Genomic DNA, 15,624 nt, shown 5'->3' with positions numbered 1-15,624 from the left:
GTCAGTTCTCCTCGTTGCCGAACCACAACGCCAGTTCGCGCGCCGCACTCTCGGGGGAGTCGGAGGCGTGGACGGCATTGCGGCGGATGCTGGTGCCGTAGTCCGCACGGATCGTCCCGGGTTCCGCCTCGGCCGGGTTCTTCGCCCCGTTGAGGGTCCGGACCAGCTCGATGGCACCCTCACCCACCAACTCGCAGGCCACCAACGGTCCGGAGGTGATGAACTCCCGCAGTCCTGCGTAGTAGTCCCGGTCCAGGTGCTCGGCGTAGTGCCGGTCGGCCAGCTCAGCGGGGACGTGCCACACCTCGAGCCTCATCGGCACCAGTCCGGCCTCCTCGTAGCGGCTGAGGATGTGGCCGACGTGACCGGCTGCGAAGGCGTCGGGTTTGATGATGACGAACGTGGACTGACGCGCCATTGCGGTGCTCCTTGCTGGGTGTGTGTTCTGACTGGATGACAGCTATTTCACCAGCAGGTCGCGGGCCTGACCAGCGGCGATGAGGGATCCTGCCACGAGGACCCCGGCTCCTGGGCCCGCCGCGTCGGCCAGCAGGGTGGCGAGTTCCAGGGCATCGGCCATCGTCGGGGCCTGGTGCACCCTGCCCGCGGGCCAGATCTCCTCCGCCAGGGCGGCGAGCTCGGCGGTGGGCAACGCCCGGGGTGTTCCCTGCACCCGGGTGATGACCACCTGTTGCATCACCTCGGCGAAGGTCTGCAGCACTGTCGCCTGGTCCTTGTCGGCCATCATGGCCACCACCCCGATGGTGGGGGTGAAGGCGTAGGCCTCCTGGCAGGCGTCCACGGTGGCCCGTGCGGCCTGGGAATTGTGGGCGGTGTCGATGACCACGGCCGGGGAGGTCCTCACGAGTTCCAGTCGGGCCGGGGCCTTCACCTCGGCCAACCCCTCCTCGATGATCTTCGGGTCCAGCCCCTGACCGCCGAGGAAGGACTCCACCGCCGCCACCGCGAGTGCCGCGTTGCGGGCCATGTGGGCACCGTGCAGCGGCAGGAACAGCTCCCCGACGGGTCCTCCGAGACCCTGGATCCGGATCACCTGCCCCCCGACCGCGGGTCGGCGTTCCAGCAGCCCGAAATCCGGACCCTCCGCCCGGACCACGGCCCCCACCTCGACGGCACGCGCCAGCAGTGGCTGGACCGCGGCGGGCTCCTGCCCGGCCAGCACCGCCGTCGAACCGGGCTTGATGATCCCGGCCTTCTCGGTGGCGATCTCGGCCAGGGTCTCGCCCAGGATGTGGGTGTGGTCCGCCCCGATGGGGGTCACCACGGCGACCTCGGGGGTGACGACGGAGGTGGCGTCCCAGCTGCCCCCGAGCCCCACCTCCACCACGGCGACGTCGACGGGCGCATCGGCGAAGGCGGCGTAGGCCATCCCCGTGATGACCTCGAAGAAGGTCATGTCGATGCCGTCCAGGTGCTGCTGGTCGACCAGCTGCACGAAGGGTTCGATCTCCTCCCAGACCTCACCGAACCGCTCCTTCGACAGGGCTTCCCCGTCCAGGCAGATGCGTTCCCGCGCGTCGCTGAGGTGTGGACTGGCGAATCTCCCGGTCCGGAGCCCGGTGGCACGCAGCAGGGAGTCGATCATGATGCAGGTGGACCCCTTGCCGTTGGTTCCGGCGACCTGGATCACGGGACTGGCCTGCTGGGGGTTGCCGAGCAGGTCCATCAGGGCCTGGATGCGGTTCAGGCTGCGGCCGATCCGGTGCTCGGGCCAGCGGGCCGTCAATTCTTCAACGAGGGTGGTGTGATCCATGATCCGCTCATTCTAGGCGGCTAGGATGAGCTGGTGACCGATTCGTACGCTGCGTCGTCCATCCGTTCCTGGAAGGACTGGGTGGGCCTCATCGCCCGCATCATCCCGGGAATCGTCTTCGTGTGGGCGGGGGCCGTCAAGATCGTCGACATGGAGGGTTTCCGGGCGAACATCCTGGCGTACCAGTTGGTGGGGTGGGACGTGGCGCACATCCTGTCGATCGTGCTCCCCGTGGTGGAGATCGCCGCGGGCCTGCTGCTGCTGGGGGGACTGTTCACCCGGTGGGCCGCGGCCGCGATCTTCGTCATGCTGTTGATGTTCATGGGGGGCATCGCCTGGGTCTGGAGTCAGGGCATCAACATCGACTGCGGCTGTTTCGGCACCGGCGGTGAGGTGGATGCCTCGCAGACCCAGTACCCCCTGAAGATGGCGGAGAACCTCGGGATGGCGACGTTGTGCGGTTGGCTGATGCTGCGTCCCCAGTCACTGTTCAGCCTGGACCGGGCACTTTTCGGGACCCCCACCCGTTCAATGACTGAAAGCACCTCCGCGAGCGACGCGGACGAGAAGGAATGAGAAGTACCCCGACATGGCCAACAACTCGAATCTGAGCAAGCGTGCAGCCCTGCGACGGCAGCAGGAGCTGGAGGAACGCCAGGCCCGCCAGAAGCGCATGATGGGCATCGGCCTCGGTGTGCTCGCAATCATCGCCGTGGCGATCGTCGCCATCGTCCTCACCCAGGTCGTGGGCAGGAACAGCAACGTGGCGACGCCACCGAACGCCACCGAGGGCCACGGCATCCAGCTGGTCTCCCAGGACACCAAACCGAGCGGCGAGGTCCCGCACCTGGTCATCTACGAGGACTACCAGTGCCCGGGATGCAAGTCTCGGGAGCAGGAGTACGGCAGCGTGGTCACCCAGCTCGTCGACGAGGGGAGGATCACGGTCGAGATCCGAACCGCCTACTTCCTGGACAGCGTGAACCGTGACGGCAACGCGAAGTCCTCCTCGCGAGCCGCCCTGGCGGCGGCCGCAGCCGACGCCGTCGGCAAGTACCGCGAATACCACAAGGTGGTCTTCGACAACCAGCCGAACGAGGGGGCCGGTTTCAGCGATGAGCAGCTCCGCGTGGACTTCGCCGCCCAGGCCGGGATCACCGGCGAGGCCCTGACCGAGTTCCAGAAGCTCTACGACGACAAGGCCTACGCCAACTTCGCGGAGAAGTCCTACAAGGCGATGTCGGAGAACGGGATCACGCAGACCCCGACCTTCACCGTCGACGGCAAGGAACTGAAGTTCTACGACGAGGCCGCCAAGAGCGTCCTCATCGAGCCGACCGCCGAATCCCTCATGGAGGCGATCGAGAAGCTCAAGAACTCCTGAACGAAGACGCCCCGGGGCGTTTCCATTCGACGGTTCTCGGCAGGCACAACTACGATGCCTGTCCATGACGAACTATGCCTCCGGCCTGCCTGCAAAGCCCGCTCTCGAAGGACTCGAGGACAAGTGGGCGCAGGTATGGCGGGAGGACGCCACCTACGCCTTCCAGCGACCGACCAGCCGCGACGAGGTGTTCTCCATCGACACCCCGCCACCGACGGTCTCGGGATCGCTGCACGTCGGCCACGTGTTCTCCTACACCCACACCGACACCATCGCCCGCCACCAGCGGATGCTCGGCAAGCAGGTGTTCTACCCGATGGGTTGGGATGACAACGGTCTGCCGACGGAGCGACGCGTCCAGAACTACTACGGGGTGCGTTGTGACCCGTCGTTGCCCTACGAGGAGGACTTCACCCCCCCGGCGAAACCCGACCCGAAGCGACAGGTGGCGATCTCTCGCCGCAACTTCGTGGAGCTGTGTCAGGAGCTGACCGCCATCGACGAGCAGGTCTTCGAGGAGCTGTGGCGTCACCTCGGGCTGTCCATCGACTGGGACACCCTCTACACCACGATCTCGCCGACCACGCAGGCGGTGGCGCAGCGCGCCTTCCTGCGCAACCTGGCCCGGGGCGAGGCCTACCTCAGCCATGCCCCGACCATGTGGGACGTCACCTTCCAGACCGCCGTCGCCCAGGCCGAACTCGAGTCCCGGGAGCACCCGGGGGCCTACCACCGGGTGGCCTTCCACCGGGAGGACGGCCCGGTGTTCATCGAGACCACCCGGCCAGAGCTGCTGCCGAGTGTCTGTGCCCTGATCGCCCATCCCGACGACGAGCGCTACCAGACCCTCTTCGGCACCACGGTCTCCTCCCCCGTCTTCGGGGTCGAGGTGCCAGTGCTGGCCCATCCTGCGGCCGAACCCGACAAGGGTGCCGGAATCGCGATGTGCTGTACCTTCGGTGACCTCACCGACGTGCAGTGGTGGCGGGAACTGGAGCTGCCCACCCGAACCGTGATCGGCCGTGACGGCAGGCTGCAGCGGGAGACCCCTGAGTGGCTGGTGAATCCGGAGCCGTACGCCGAGCTGGCGGGCAAGACCGTTTTCTCCGCCCGGGCCGCGATGGTGGAGCTGCTGCGCTCCTCCGGTGATCTCGACGGTGAGCCGAAGCCGATCTCGCGTCCCGTCAACTTCTACGAGAAGGGTGACAAGCCGCTCGAGATCGTCGCCACCCGGCAGTGGTACCTCGCCAACGGCGGCCGTGACGAGCAGCTGAAGGCCACACTGCTGGAGCGGGGCCAGGAGCTGGAGTGGACCCCGGACCACATGCGTCACCGCTACGACAACTGGGTGAGTGGGCTCAACGGGGACTGGCTGATCTCCCGGCAGCGGTTCTTCGGGGTGCCGTTCCCCGTGTGGTACCCGCTGGATGCCGACGGGGAGCCCGACCACGAGGCGATGATCGTCGCCGACGAGGCGAGCCTGCCGGTGGATCCCGTCACCACCTGCCCGCCCGGCTACGACGAGTCGCAGCGCGGCGTCCCGGGCGGTTTCATCGCCGACCCGGACGTGATGGACACCTGGGCCACCTCGTCGCTGACCCCGCAGATCGCCTGCGGCTGGGAGCGGGACCCGGAACTGTTCGCCCTGACCTTCCCGATGGACATCGCCCCTCAGGCCCACGACATCATCCGCACCTGGCTGTTCTCCCGGGTGGTCCGCGCCAATGCGGAGAACCACTCGTTGCCATGGAAGCGCGCCACCATCTCCGGTTTCGTCGTGGACCCGGACCGCAAGAAGATGTCGAAGTCCAAGGGCAACGTCGTGGTGCCCTCCGACATCCTGGAGAAGTATGGCTCCGACGCGGTCCGGTGGCGGGCTGCGATGGCCCGTCCCGGCATGGACTCCCCCTTCGACGAGTCACAGATGAAGGTGGGCCGTCGCCTGGCGATGAAGATCCTCAACGCCGGGAAGTTCGTGCTGTCGATGGCACCGGAGCCGGGTGATCTCGCCCGGGTGATCAATCCCGTCGACAAGGCGATGCTGGCCGGGCTGGCCGAGGTGGTCACCGCCGCCACACGGGCCTTCGAGGAGTTCGACTACACCACTGCACTGGAGGTGGCGGAGTCCTTCTTCTGGGCCTTCTGCGACGACTACCTGGAGCTGGTCAAGGAGCGCGCCTACGGCACCCACTCCCCCGAGGAACAGGCCTCGGCCCAGCATGCCCTGGCCCTGGCCCTCGACGTGCAGCTGAGGCTGTTCGCCCCGTTCCTGCCGTTCGTGACGGAGGAGACCTGGTCGTGGACCCACGGCTCCTCGATCCACAAGGCTGCCTGGCCGGTGCCCACGGAGGTCAACACTGACGGCGCCACCGAGCTCATCGCGGATGTCGCCGCCGTGCTGATCGCGGTACGCGGTGCCAAGTCGAGTGCGAAGGCCTCGATGAAGACCCCCGTGACGGCCGTCGTCTTCCGGGGCGAGCAGGCCTCACTGGAACGTCTGCAGGCCGTCGAGGCAGACCTGAGGGCGGTGTGCCGGATCACCGGGGAGATCACCTGGGAGGTCGCCGACGGTCCGCTCACGGCCGAGGCCGAGCTGGCTCAATGAGCAGGATGTCCGCCGAGCAGCGTCGGCACCAGGTGCTGACGGCGGCCACCCATGAGTTCGCCCGTTCCGGCTACCACGGCGCATCGACCCAGGCCATCGCCGCACGGGTGGGAGTTTCCCAGCCCTACCTGTTCCAGCTCTTCGGCTCCAAGCTGCAACTGTTCATCGCGACGTGGCAACTGTGTTGCGACCGCATCGAGGCCGTTCTGCTGGAGGCCGCGGAGAACGCCACCGCCGCTGAGCCAGGACAGGCGTTGGCCACGGCCTACGACGCCCTGCTGTCGAAGGAGAAGGAACTGTTGACCCTCCAGCTGCAGGCCTGGGCGGCCAGCTGCACCGACGAGGAGATCCGCGAGGTCGTGGCGCAACGCTTCGAGCGCATCTGGCGCCTGGTCGGGTCGCTGTCCGGCGCCTCGACGGAGGTGGTCGGGGACATGATGGGAGGCTGGGTCCTCTACAACGTCGCCGCCGCCCTCCAGCTCGATGAGATCGGTCAGTGCACGGTGACCAGGGCCTGGCAGCGCTCCTCAGGCAGCAGGTGAGTCATCCGGTTTCGGGGTTGACAGGCTGCTCACCACGGCGAGGGTGAGGACCGCTGCCCCGACCCACAGGCTTGCGACCAGACCTCGGGTGAACTGTGCGGCATCGCTCTGGTCACCGGTGATGATGAAGACCGCGGTGAGCATCGCGACACCGATGAGCACGCCCAGTTCCCGGACGAAGTTGTTGATGCCCGAGGCGATCCCTTCATCCTTGGCCGGGACGAAGCGCAGGGCCTGGGTGGCGAGCACCGCGAAGAAGGCACCCATCCCCAGCCCGGCGAGCAGCAGCCCCGGCAGCAGGAGCAGGTAGGGCACGTCAGGCCGCAGGACCAGGGCGAACGAGACCAGTGAGGCCGCCTGGAGCAGGGCACCGAACGTCAGGATGCGCCCCGTGCCGAACCGGGGCACGAGCTGCCCGGCGATGGGGGCCGCGAGCACCGGCAGCAGGGTCCAGGGCAGGGTGAGCAACCCGGCCTGCAGTGGTTCGTACCCACGCACCCGCTGGAGGTACTGGGTGAGCAGGAAGACCACCCCGAACATCCCGGCGGTCACCAACAACGCGGTGAGATTGGTCAGGGTGAATCCCCTCGAGCTCAGCAGGCCGGGATCGATGACCGGGTGTCGGGACCGCCGGATGTGACCCAGGAACCAGACGAACGACACCACAGCCACGGCACCGACGCCGATGGCCAGTGCGGGACCGCCTGCTGTCAGGGCGATCACCAGGGCCAGCACCGCCGTCGAGAGTCCGATGAGACCGACGAGGTCGAAGGCCCCTGTGCTGGTGGTGAGGTCGCGGACCATGCGTGGCGCAGCGAACATGAGCAGCAGGCCGATGGGTACGTTGATCCAGAAGCCCCACTGCCAACCGACGAACTGCACGATGGCCCCACCGATCAGCGGGCCGATCGCCGTTGCGAGCCCTTGAGCCGCCGACCAGACGGCGATGGCCACCGGGCGTCTCTCCTCGACCGTCTCCTGCACGAGCAGGGTCAAGGAGAGCGGGACGAGGATCGCCGCCCCCACTCCCTGGACGGCCCGGGCGATCACGAGCACCTCGACACCGGGTGACAGGGCAACCACGATGGAGGCGGCGGTGAAGATGCCCACCCCGACCTGGAAGGCCGTCCTCCTGCCGATGCGCTCCCCGACGGCCGCTGCCGCCAGCATGAACACGGCGAAGGTGAAGGTGTAGGCGTTCACGATCCAGCTCAGCGCGGAGACCTCCAGCCCGAAGTCCTGCTGGATCGCGGGCAACGCGAAGGTGACCACGAGGTTGTCGAGCCCCGCGATGAATGCGGCACCAGCGGTGAGCGCCACCACGCCCGTGGACGATCCTGACTTCATCCCATCTCCTTAGTTAGTGATCACTAAGAACTGTAGTCAGGAATCACGTACTGTCAACCGGGCGATCGACTTCCAGCAGACAGGGTGGGCTGAAGCCACGCCCTTCCCGGCACGAATCCCTGGCAGAAGAGGCTGGCGTGTACGTCCTTGGCGGCAGGCCGTTCTTCGTCGGCTACGTCACCGGGCAGCCCCGGCCTGGATCGCGGTGATGAGCACCGTGTTGACGATGTCCTCGACCAGGGCACCCCGGGACAGGTCGTTGACCGGCTTGTTGAGGCCCTGCAGCACCGGACCGATGGCCAGTGCACCGGCGGTGCGTTGCACCGCCTTGTAGCCGATGTTGCCCGCGTTCAGGTCGGGGAAGATCAGCACATTGGCCTGTCCGGCCACCGGCGAGTCCGGGGCCTTGGAACGCGCGACCTTCGCATCCACCGCCGCGTCGAACTGCAGCGGACCGTCGCAGGCCAGGTCCGGGGCTGCCTCGCGCAGCAACCGGGTGGCCTCGGTCACGGCCTCGACGTCCGGCCCGGCACCGGAGGTCCCCGTCGAGTAGGACAGCAGCGCCACCCTGGGGTTGATACCGAAACTGCGGGCCGTCTCGGCCGAGGCCGCCGCGATGTCTGCCAACTGGGCCGGGGTCGGGTTCGGATTGACCGCGCAGTCACCGAACACCAGCACCCGATCGGCCAGGCACATGAAGAAGGCCGAGGAGACCACCGAGACCCCGGGCCGGGTACGGATCACCTCGAAGGCCGGACGGATGGTGTGGGCGGTGGTGTGGATCGCACCGGAGACCATCCCGTCGGCCAGGCCATCACGCACCATCATCGTGCCGAAGTAGGACACGTCGGCCATCCTCTCGAAGGCCTGCTCCCGGGTGACCCCCTTCTTCGCACGCAGCTCCGCGTACTCGTCGGCGAACCGGTCCCGCCACGGATGGGTGAGCGGATCGACCACCTCCGCACCGTCGATGTCGACCCCCTCCGCTGCCGCCAGACGAGCGACCTCATCGGGATCACCCAGCAGGGTCAGCCTCACGGCCCCGTCCTGCAACAGCTGATCCGCGGCACGCAGGATGCGCGGCTCAACACCCTCCGGCAGGACGATGTGGGAACTCGCCGCCCTGGCCTCGGCCAGCAGTCCTCGCTGGAACCGGACCGGGGTGACGGCCTTCTCGTGATGCCTGTCGAGCACGGTGACCAGCTGCTGTTTCGTCGGCTGGGGTGCGGTCACCTCGCCGCGACGGCGCAACGGTACCTGGGGCAGCAGGCTGCGCCACATCTCGGCCAGACTGCCACGGGGCTCGCCGTCGACCAGGACGGAGGCGGGCAGCGGGAACTGACCGGAGGCCAGCCCGATGAGCAGCCCCAGCAGGAGATCGTCACGTTCAGCGGGAACGACCGGGCGGCTCCCGGCGACGAGGTCCCGCAGGATGTCCGCCACACCGAGTCCGTTCGGAGCGGCCAGGTCGGGCAACTCGGCGAGCCGGAGACTGCGGCCGTCGAAGGTCGCGACGACCTCGGCCCCGTGGGCCCGGCAGACGGTGGTCGCCACCTCGAGCGCAGCGGCGTCCTCCCAGTCCTGCACCAGCACGACCCCGGCCCCGAGCGTCGCGGCGAGCTTCGCCCCCAGTTCGAGGGTCAGCGGTTGCAGCGCAGCGGGCAGTGTGGTGTGGCTGATGACCTCCTCCCCCGCGGCCTCCACCATGTCGAGGGCCCGGCCCAACGCCGCATCGGGGTCCTTCGCCACCGCAGTCGGGTCAGCCGTGAAGGCCGGACCGAGGTCGATGGTGGCGGCACCACGCAACACCTGCGTCAACACCCGCACGGCCGCGTTGCTGTCCCCCGACGCCGCGATCGGGATGAGATGTGTCCGAACGCTCATCTCAGGCCTCGAGGACTCGGTCCAGCACGGCATCCAGCTGTTCCGGCTCGGCGCCGAGCGCCGCCACGACGGCACGTCGGACCTCATCACGCGGGGGTGGCACTGCACCGCTTGACTGCGATGTCGGCGTCGGTGTCGACCGTGTGCTCGGTGCACCCGAGACGGTGTCGGTGCCGCGGATGATCCGCAGCCCCCGGTCCTGGGCCAGCTCGGCGGCGACATCGGTGATGATCGCATCGGCATCGACGCGCAGCTCGCAGGCCCCCTCGGCCAGGAGCTGGATGATCTGGTCCTGGGTGACGATCTGGCGTGCCATGGTGGTCTCCTTCAGGTTCAGTCGGTGGTGGGTTCTGCCCAGCTGGCGACGCCGAGCGGTGTGACGAGCATGGGATGGGGGGCAGCCGTGGCCTTCACCCCGGTGATCCGGGTCATGATCTCCTCGACACCCTTGAAGGCACTGGTTCCTCCGACCAAGTGGATGTGAGGGACGTCGTGGCCCTCGATGGCGCGGGCGACGATGGTGGACATCTTCTCCAGCACCGGGGCCACCATCGGGGCGATCCGGGCCTGCTGGGCGGGCTTGCGTTTGAGCTTCTCGGCCTCCTCGAAGCTGATCCCGAGCCCTCCCGCCACCACGAGGGAGAGATGGGTACCACCGCTCGGCTCATCGACGACCTTGACCACCTCGCCGCCCTTGATGACAGCGATTCCCGTGGTGCCACCGCCGATGTCGACGACGGCACCGTCGTTGATCCTGAGCACCGCGTTGGCGGCCGTGGTCTCGTCGATCACCCGGGTGCAGTCGATGCCTGCCCCCTCGATGACGTAGCGGTGAGCGCGGTGATCGCTGTCATGGACGGCCGGAGGGACGGTGACGGTCCCGGAGACGAGGGTACGGCCGATACGCCGTTCCAGGTCCTGTTTCAGTCCGGCGACGACCTCCCGGGCCCCGGCGAAATCCCACACCACGCCGTCGCGGACCACGTCGGCGAAGACGCTCGCCCCCGCCAGGGGCCGGTCGTCGGCATCGGTGACCATGATGACGGTGAACGCGGTGCCGAGATCCACCCCCACCTTGATGGGCAGACTCGCCGGCAGCGGTGTCGCGGCCTTCATCGATGCCTTGGCCGCGGCCATCAGCTTCTTGACTCCCTTCACTCCTCCCCCTCACCGAGCCTGAGCTGCAGCAGGTAGAAGGCGCTGGAGAGGCGATTGAGGGCGTGGTTCAACGACGGTCCGTAGGGATGCTCCGGGTCCGGGAAGGTGTCCAGGGCCGTCAGTTCCAGCTCCCGGCAGTGGGTGCGGCACAGGTTGAGCCAGTGCATCAGGACGGGAGAGGTACCGTCGATGGTGGCGTGCGGCACCCCCAGCACCCCGTCGGGATCATGGGTGGCCTTGTGGATCGCCTTCTCGTCCCAGCCCGGCAGCTCGAGTGCAGCCGCGGGACGTTCGTTGTACTCGGCGCTGGTCAGCTCCCTGCAGTACGCGGCGAGCACCCCCAACGCCTCGGTCAGCCACCGCGGACCGGACACGGTGCTCTGCGCCTGGGCCATGAGCACCAACGCGTGGAGGCTGTCCGCCTGCCCTCGCAACCTGATCCTGGGATGGGTCTTGTGGACGAACTGGGTGGCGTTGAGCTGGGTCAGGGCATCCGGTTTACGGGTGATCTCCCCCTGACAGGTCCCGCAGCGCGGCGGCTGCTCGGCCTTGACCACGGGGAAGACCGACTCGCGCAACCAACCGGGGCGACCAGCGGCCACGTCCTCGGTCAGGATCTCGCGGACCTGCAGCCCCCACTCCTTGATGAAGTCCCGTGCCGAGGGCGTGAGACTGGCCCCGGCAGGAACATCGATCACGGCCCCTCGGGTGGGACGACGGAGTTGGGCGCGCAGGTCCGCCTCGGAGATCACGGTCACAGTCCGGCCTCCCAGTCAGCCGGGAACGTCACATAGACGAAACGGGCCCAGCTGGGAGTGCCGAAGGTGATGTCGGAGCCCTTGGGGACGTAGAGCACATCCCCGGGACGACCGACACGGACGCCGTCCGGGGTCCCGAGGTGGAGCTCCCCCTCGAGGACGATCTGGACTTCGTCGTAGCTGAAGTGCCAGGGGAAGGAACCCTTGGTCAGCGACATGTATCCCGCCGCCATCGGGGAACCGTCCTCACCGGTGACCACATCAGCGGTCCTGACCTGCTGGCCGGGTTGCGGCCCGGGGTACGGGAAGGGCTCGGTCACCACCTGGTCACCGCGACACAGCTTGACCGGATGGGCCGGGGCCGGGGCGTTCACCCCGGTCCCGAGCCCTGTTCCGGCCAGCAGTTTCGTCACGATGTCGCGCACCTGGTCAGCGAGAGCACCCTGCCCCTTGGCCGGGGCGGCTGCCTGCGTTCCGGTGCCCTCCACCAGGGTGACCCCGAGATCCGCCGCCACGTCCCGCGCCAGCGGCGTGACGACCGCTCCCGCCGGGACCTCGAGGCTGCCTCCAACAGCGTCGCGGACCCGGTCAGCAGTGATGACGAGGCGACCACCCATCGATCTCAGGCCTTGCCGCCGGGCAGGATGATCTCGACGTCACCGTGGGGACGCGGGATCACGTGCACGCTGATGAGCTCACCGACGCGACCGGCAGCAGCGGCACCGGCATCGGTGGCGGCCTTGACCGCACCGACATCGCCACGGACCATGACGGTGACGTAACCGGCACCGATCTGCTCCTTGCCGATGAGGCGGACGTTGGCGGCCTTGACCATCGCGTCCGCCGCTTCGACGGCGCCGACGAGGCCCTTGGTCTCGACCATGCCGAGAGCGATCATCTGGACATCAGCCATGGGAGTACTCCTCTTTGTGTTGGTTGCTGGCTTCTTCCTGGTGGTTGCCGTTGCCGCGGATGCGGCCTCGGCCTTGCTTGGTGGAACCGCTTTGGTCGCGCCCCCACGGGGCTCCACCTTTTCGGTGGAGGCGCTGTCGGTTGTCTGGACCGTCACTCACATCTCCTTCCCCGGTCAACTCCCGCCCCGGTCCTGCATCTCGGCGAGCACCTTGGCGACGATGCGTTCGATCACATCAGCTGCATCCTGATGGGTCGCCGCCATCGGGGCGGCTGCCCTGGTCGAGGCGGCATCCCCGCCACCGTGTGCCCGCGCCACGGCGGGGGCGTCGTGCAGCTGATAGGCCACGCGCTTGATGTTGAGCACGTGGTGGATGGTGATGTTGTCGGAGACCACGGCACCACCGATGCCACCCGGGGCCAGGGTCAGCGACGGCATCAACCCCGTCGTGCAGCCCACGGCCCCCAGGGATCCCCAGGTGTTCACGATGACCCGGAAGGCGGGTTTCTCGATCCCGAAGGCGAGGACGGACTCCTCGTCACGGGAGTGGATGACCACGGTGTGCCCGTCGCCGCCGAAGGTCAGCATCTCCAGTGCCCTGGCACATCCGGCACGCCACCCGTCCTCGACCATCCAGCCGAGCACGGTGGTGAGCTTCTCCCTCGACAGCGGATGCTCCGGACCGATCCCGTCGAGATCGGCGACGAGGATGCGCGCGTCGGCGGGCACCTCGATCCCGACCTTGGAAGCGATGTACTGGGGGGTGCGCCCCACCAGGTCCGCCACCATCATCCCGTTGGGACGGAACATCCTCGCAGCGAGCTTGTCCGCCTCCTGCCTGGTCAACCAGTGGGCACCGCGGGCCTGCATCTCCGCCTTGAGCCGTTCGGCGATGGGCGCATCCGCGATCACCGCCTGCTCGGTGGCGCAGATGGTGGAGCAGTCGAAGGACTTCGACTCCACGATCATCTGGGCGGCCTTGACGATGTGGGCGCTGCGGTCCACGTAGGCCGGGACGTTGCCCGGTCCCACGCCCAGTGCCGGCTTGCCCTTGCTGTGTGCGGCCTTGACCATGCCGGGGCCACCCGTGGCGAGGATCATCGACGTCGCATGATGATCCATCAGGGCATTGGTGCCGTCGATGGTGATGTCGGTGAGGCATCCCACCAGGCCGGGCGGCATCCCTGCCTTCTCCCCCGCCTCGATCATGATGCGCACGGCCTCGGCCGTGCACTTGGCCGCCGAGGGGTGGGGGGCCACGACCACCGCATTGCGGGCCTTGACCCCGATGAGGATCTTGAAGATCGCCGTGGAGGTGGGGTTGGTCGAGGGGGTCAGTGCGACGATCACCCCGACGGGCCAGCCGATCTCGACGATCCGGCGTTCCTCGTCGTGCCGCAGGATCCCGCAGGTGGGGACGTCCTTGATGGACTCCCACACGTTGGAGGCCGCGAACTCGTTCTTCAGCTTCTTGTGGGCGGGGTACCCGAAGCCCGTCTCCTCGTGGGCCATCCGGCCGAGCCGTCCGGCCTCCGCCATCGCGGCGGCGACCATGGCCTCACAGATCTGGTCCACCTCCTCCTGGGAGGCGAACTGGAACTGCCGCATGGCCTTTCGCGCATTCGTGCACAGGTCCCGGGCCTGCTGCACGGACAACAGATCAGCGTCATGGAGCTTGTCGGTCACCTCAGTACCTCCGAGGGCTGGCCGCGATGTCCAGCACGGCGTCCTGGAACGCGGAGCACGCGGCACGGCAGGCACTCTGCGACCCGGTCAGCAGACCACCGGCGAAGTTCGTCTCGGAGGGCGGCGCGAAGAAGACCTTCATCTCGACCTCGGCCGCCTTCATCGCCGCATCGAGGGCGTAGGTGGCCTCGAGTGGGGGTGCGATGAGGTAGGCCAGGGCCTCGCCGGGACGGATCCCGGCCTCCTTCGACAGGTAGGTCCCGGTGCTGCTGATCAGGTGCGGGAAGAAGGCGAGCTCCCCGGCCTCGTCGGCAGCGTAGAAGAAGGCCTCCTCCTCGCAGTGGGCGATGCAGGCGTCGAGACCCGACCGGACCTCGGCAGGGGTCGGCCCCGCCAGGATGCCGATGATCTCACCGGACAGCGGTCCAGAGGCGTGGGCCGAACCGGCGTAGAAACTCTTGGCGTAGACGACGTCGACCTCGGCGAACTTGGTCGCCTCGTCGAGGGAGACGTACAGCGCATCGTCGATGTCGCAGGTCACCAGGGCCAGGGCCCGGTGCTCGTCCCCCAGTTCCAGGTGCTTGGCGAAACCGCGGTCGACGTTGGAGATGATGCGGGCCGCCAGGATCGTGGGCTTGATGGGTTCAAGAATGGCCATGGTCTCCTCCTCAGGCACCGGTTGCGAGTTCGCGGAGCTTCACCCCGGAAGCACCGTGCTGGATCATCTTCTTGACCACCTCGACGACGTAGGCACCGGCCTCGAGGGGGTTGGTGCCGCCGTGGGTGGTGATCATGCAGATCAGGTCCCGGTCGGCGTCGTTCTTGCCGGGCTGCGGGTCGAAGCCCATGTAGACGCTCATCGCATCGGCGATGCCGAGCCCGGGGCGTTCCCCGATGAGCAGGATCAGCACCTTGGCCTGGACGATGGTGTTGACGTCGTTCATCACCCCGACGCGGCAGTTCTCGATGAAGAACGGCGTGCCGAGCGTCAATCCGGCCGAGGTCAGGCCCTGCTCGATGACCGGGTAGATGTTCGCCAGGTTGTTGGTGATCGCCGCCGCCGACAGGCCGTCACCGACGCAGATCTGGACATCGGGGTTCTTCCTGCAACGCTCCGTGATCGTCGCCTTGGCCTCATCGGTGAGGAGCCGCCCCAGGTCGGGCCGCAGCAGGTACTCGGCGCGGTCCTGGGCCCGGCTGGAGACGCTGAACAGGCCCAGCGCATCCTTGGTCTCCTCCTCCACCACCCCGTAGATGGCATCCTGGGTCACCCCGTGGTCGGCCTGGAACAGCAGCAGGTTCGGGGTCTTGGGACGGGCCCCGGCCCGACCGACCCCGATCCTGGCATTCGTGGTGGCGCAGAGGTTGCGGAGGCCGTCGGCGTCGTACGGGTTGTCCACCCGCAGCTTGTGACGCTCCTCGGGGACGGTGGGGTCAGGGAGGTCGATGACCAGGTCGCCCTGCGCTGTCGGTACGGCAGGAGCCGGTGTGGTGGCGGGAGCGGTGATCCCCTCCCGCTTCAGTTCCGCGATGACGCGGGCGACGATCTGCTCAAGGTTCTCAGTCATGTCAA

General features: G+C 67.8%; 16 protein-coding genes. 4 read left to right on the top strand and 12 right to left on the bottom strand.

Going from position 1 to position 15,624, the window contains the following annotated elements:
* Nucleotide 1 precedes the first annotated feature (1 nt).
* Nucleotides 2–418, bottom strand: a complete 417-nt coding sequence (gene ndk, locus EII34_RS08745) for a nucleoside-diphosphate kinase (protein ID WP_124844772.1) — start codon at nucleotides 416–418, stop codon at nucleotides 2–4.
* Nucleotides 419–460: 42 nt separating this feature from the next.
* On the bottom strand, nucleotides 461–1,774 hold the full coding sequence (locus EII34_RS08740; protein ID WP_124844771.1) for a bifunctional folylpolyglutamate synthase/dihydrofolate synthase: 1,314 nt from the start codon (nucleotides 1,772–1,774) through the stop codon (nucleotides 461–463).
* Nucleotides 1,775–1,807: 33 nt separating this feature from the next.
* On the opposite strand from EII34_RS08740, the gene EII34_RS08735 reads away from it, so the two are divergent.
* The 4 genes from EII34_RS08735 (at nucleotide 1,808) to EII34_RS08720 (ending at nucleotide 6,305) form a co-directional block, all read left to right on the top strand.
* Nucleotides 1,808–2,350, top strand: a complete 543-nt coding sequence (locus EII34_RS08735) for a DoxX family protein (protein WP_260425103.1) — start codon at nucleotides 1,808–1,810, stop codon at nucleotides 2,348–2,350.
* A gap of 13 nt (nucleotides 2,351–2,363) precedes the next feature.
* Entirely contained in the window at nucleotides 2,364–3,158 is a 795-nt protein-coding gene (locus tag EII34_RS08730; protein WP_124844769.1) for a DsbA family protein, read from the top strand.
* A gap of 64 nt (nucleotides 3,159–3,222) precedes the next feature.
* Nucleotides 3,223–5,763, top strand: coding sequence for a valine--tRNA ligase (valS, locus tag EII34_RS08725; RefSeq protein WP_124844768.1), 2,541 nt, complete (start codon nucleotides 3,223–3,225; stop codon nucleotides 5,761–5,763).
* Entirely contained in the window at nucleotides 5,760–6,305 is a 546-nt protein-coding gene (locus tag EII34_RS08720) for a TetR/AcrR family transcriptional regulator (protein ID WP_124844767.1), read from the top strand. Before valS ends, EII34_RS08720 begins: the two co-directional genes overlap by 4 nt.
* On the opposite strand, the gene EII34_RS08715 is transcribed toward EII34_RS08720, so the two are convergent.
* The 10 genes from EII34_RS08715 to eutC form a co-directional block, all read right to left on the bottom strand.
* Complete coding sequence (locus EII34_RS08715) at nucleotides 6,291–7,652, bottom strand: MFS transporter (RefSeq protein WP_124844766.1); 1,362 nt, start codon at nucleotides 7,650–7,652, stop codon at nucleotides 6,291–6,293. The two genes, EII34_RS08720 and EII34_RS08715, sit on opposite strands and share 15 nt — an antisense overlap.
* A gap of 177 nt (nucleotides 7,653–7,829) precedes the next feature.
* Complete coding sequence (gene pta, locus EII34_RS16290; RefSeq protein WP_260425102.1) at nucleotides 7,830–9,536, bottom strand: phosphate acetyltransferase; 1,707 nt, start codon at nucleotides 9,534–9,536, stop codon at nucleotides 7,830–7,832.
* A 1-nt stretch (nucleotide 9,537) separates the two neighbouring features.
* Nucleotides 9,538–9,852 (bottom strand): hypothetical protein, encoded by a 315-nt coding sequence (locus tag EII34_RS16530; RefSeq protein ID WP_185711252.1) that lies wholly within the window; start codon nucleotides 9,850–9,852, stop codon nucleotides 9,538–9,540.
* A 17-nt stretch (nucleotides 9,853–9,869) separates the two neighbouring features.
* A complete protein-coding gene (gene eutJ, locus EII34_RS08705; RefSeq protein ID WP_260425101.1) occupies nucleotides 9,870–10,694 on the bottom strand; it encodes an ethanolamine utilization protein EutJ in 825 nt (274 codons plus the stop codon).
* A complete protein-coding gene (locus tag EII34_RS08700; protein WP_185711251.1) occupies nucleotides 10,691–11,452 on the bottom strand; it encodes a hypothetical protein in 762 nt (253 codons plus the stop codon). Before EII34_RS08700 ends, eutJ begins: the two co-directional genes overlap by 4 nt.
* Nucleotides 11,449–12,069, bottom strand: a complete 621-nt coding sequence (locus tag EII34_RS08695; protein ID WP_124844763.1) for a cupin domain-containing protein — start codon at nucleotides 12,067–12,069, stop codon at nucleotides 11,449–11,451. Before EII34_RS08695 ends, EII34_RS08700 begins: the two co-directional genes overlap by 4 nt.
* Before the next feature lie 5 nt (nucleotides 12,070–12,074).
* The gene (locus EII34_RS08690) at nucleotides 12,075–12,365 is read right to left on the bottom strand and encodes a BMC domain-containing protein (protein ID WP_124844762.1); all 291 of its coding nucleotides are present in this window, start codon (nucleotides 12,363–12,365) and stop codon (nucleotides 12,075–12,077) included.
* A 174-nt stretch (nucleotides 12,366–12,539) separates the two neighbouring features.
* Nucleotides 12,540–14,051: an aldehyde dehydrogenase family protein gene (locus tag EII34_RS08685; RefSeq protein WP_124844761.1), complete on the bottom strand. Its 1,512-nt coding sequence runs from the start codon at nucleotides 14,049–14,051 to the stop codon at nucleotides 12,540–12,542.
* Between the two features lies 1 nt (nucleotide 14,052).
* Nucleotides 14,053–14,709 (bottom strand): ethanolamine utilization microcompartment protein EutL, encoded by a 657-nt coding sequence (eutL, locus tag EII34_RS08680; RefSeq protein ID WP_124844760.1) that lies wholly within the window; start codon nucleotides 14,707–14,709, stop codon nucleotides 14,053–14,055.
* Between the two features lie 10 nt (nucleotides 14,710–14,719).
* Nucleotides 14,720–15,619 (bottom strand): ethanolamine ammonia-lyase subunit EutC, encoded by a 900-nt coding sequence (eutC, locus tag EII34_RS08675; RefSeq protein ID WP_124844759.1) that lies wholly within the window; start codon nucleotides 15,617–15,619, stop codon nucleotides 14,720–14,722.
* Nucleotides 15,620–15,624: the final 5 nt, after the last annotated feature.

The organism is Arachnia propionica, assembly GCF_003859805.1.
Classification (GTDB): Bacteria; Actinomycetota; Actinomycetes; order Propionibacteriales; family Propionibacteriaceae; genus Arachnia; species Arachnia propionica_C.
The sequence above is the reverse complement of the archived record's forward strand: the minus strand, read 5'-3'. Positions and strand labels throughout refer to the sequence as shown.

What these genes read in the sequence shown, in the direction of transcription:
- ndk (WP_124844772.1), bottom strand. Translation starts at nt 418, where the DNA reads ATGGCGCGTCAGTCCACGTTCGTCATCATCAAACCCGACGCCTTCGCA.
- EII34_RS08740 (WP_124844771.1), bottom strand. Translation starts at nt 1,774, where the DNA reads ATGGATCACACCACCCTCGTTGAAGAATTGACGGCCCGCTGGCCCGAG.
- EII34_RS08730 (WP_124844769.1), top strand. Translation starts at nt 2,364, where the DNA reads ATGGCCAACAACTCGAATCTGAGCAAGCGTGCAGCCCTGCGACGGCAG.
- valS (WP_124844768.1), top strand. Translation starts at nt 3,223, where the DNA reads ATGACGAACTATGCCTCCGGCCTGCCTGCAAAGCCCGCTCTCGAAGGA.
- EII34_RS08720 (WP_124844767.1), top strand. Translation starts at nt 5,760, where the DNA reads ATGAGCAGGATGTCCGCCGAGCAGCGTCGGCACCAGGTGCTGACGGCG.
- EII34_RS08715 (WP_124844766.1), bottom strand. Translation starts at nt 7,652, where the DNA reads ATGAAGTCAGGATCGTCCACGGGCGTGGTGGCGCTCACCGCTGGTGCC.
- pta (WP_260425102.1), bottom strand. Translation starts at nt 9,536, where the DNA reads ATGAGCGTTCGGACACATCTCATCCCGATCGCGGCGTCGGGGGACAGC.
- EII34_RS16530 (WP_185711252.1), bottom strand. Translation starts at nt 9,852, where the DNA reads ATGGCACGCCAGATCGTCACCCAGGACCAGATCATCCAGCTCCTGGCC.
- EII34_RS08695 (WP_124844763.1), bottom strand. Translation starts at nt 12,069, where the DNA reads ATGGGTGGTCGCCTCGTCATCACTGCTGACCGGGTCCGCGACGCTGTT.
- EII34_RS08690 (WP_124844762.1), bottom strand. Translation starts at nt 12,365, where the DNA reads ATGGCTGATGTCCAGATGATCGCTCTCGGCATGGTCGAGACCAAGGGC.
- eutL (WP_124844760.1), bottom strand. Translation starts at nt 14,709, where the DNA reads ATGGCCATTCTTGAACCCATCAAGCCCACGATCCTGGCGGCCCGCATC.
- eutC (WP_124844759.1), bottom strand. Translation starts at nt 15,619, where the DNA reads ATGACTGAGAACCTTGAGCAGATCGTCGCCCGCGTCATCGCGGAACTG.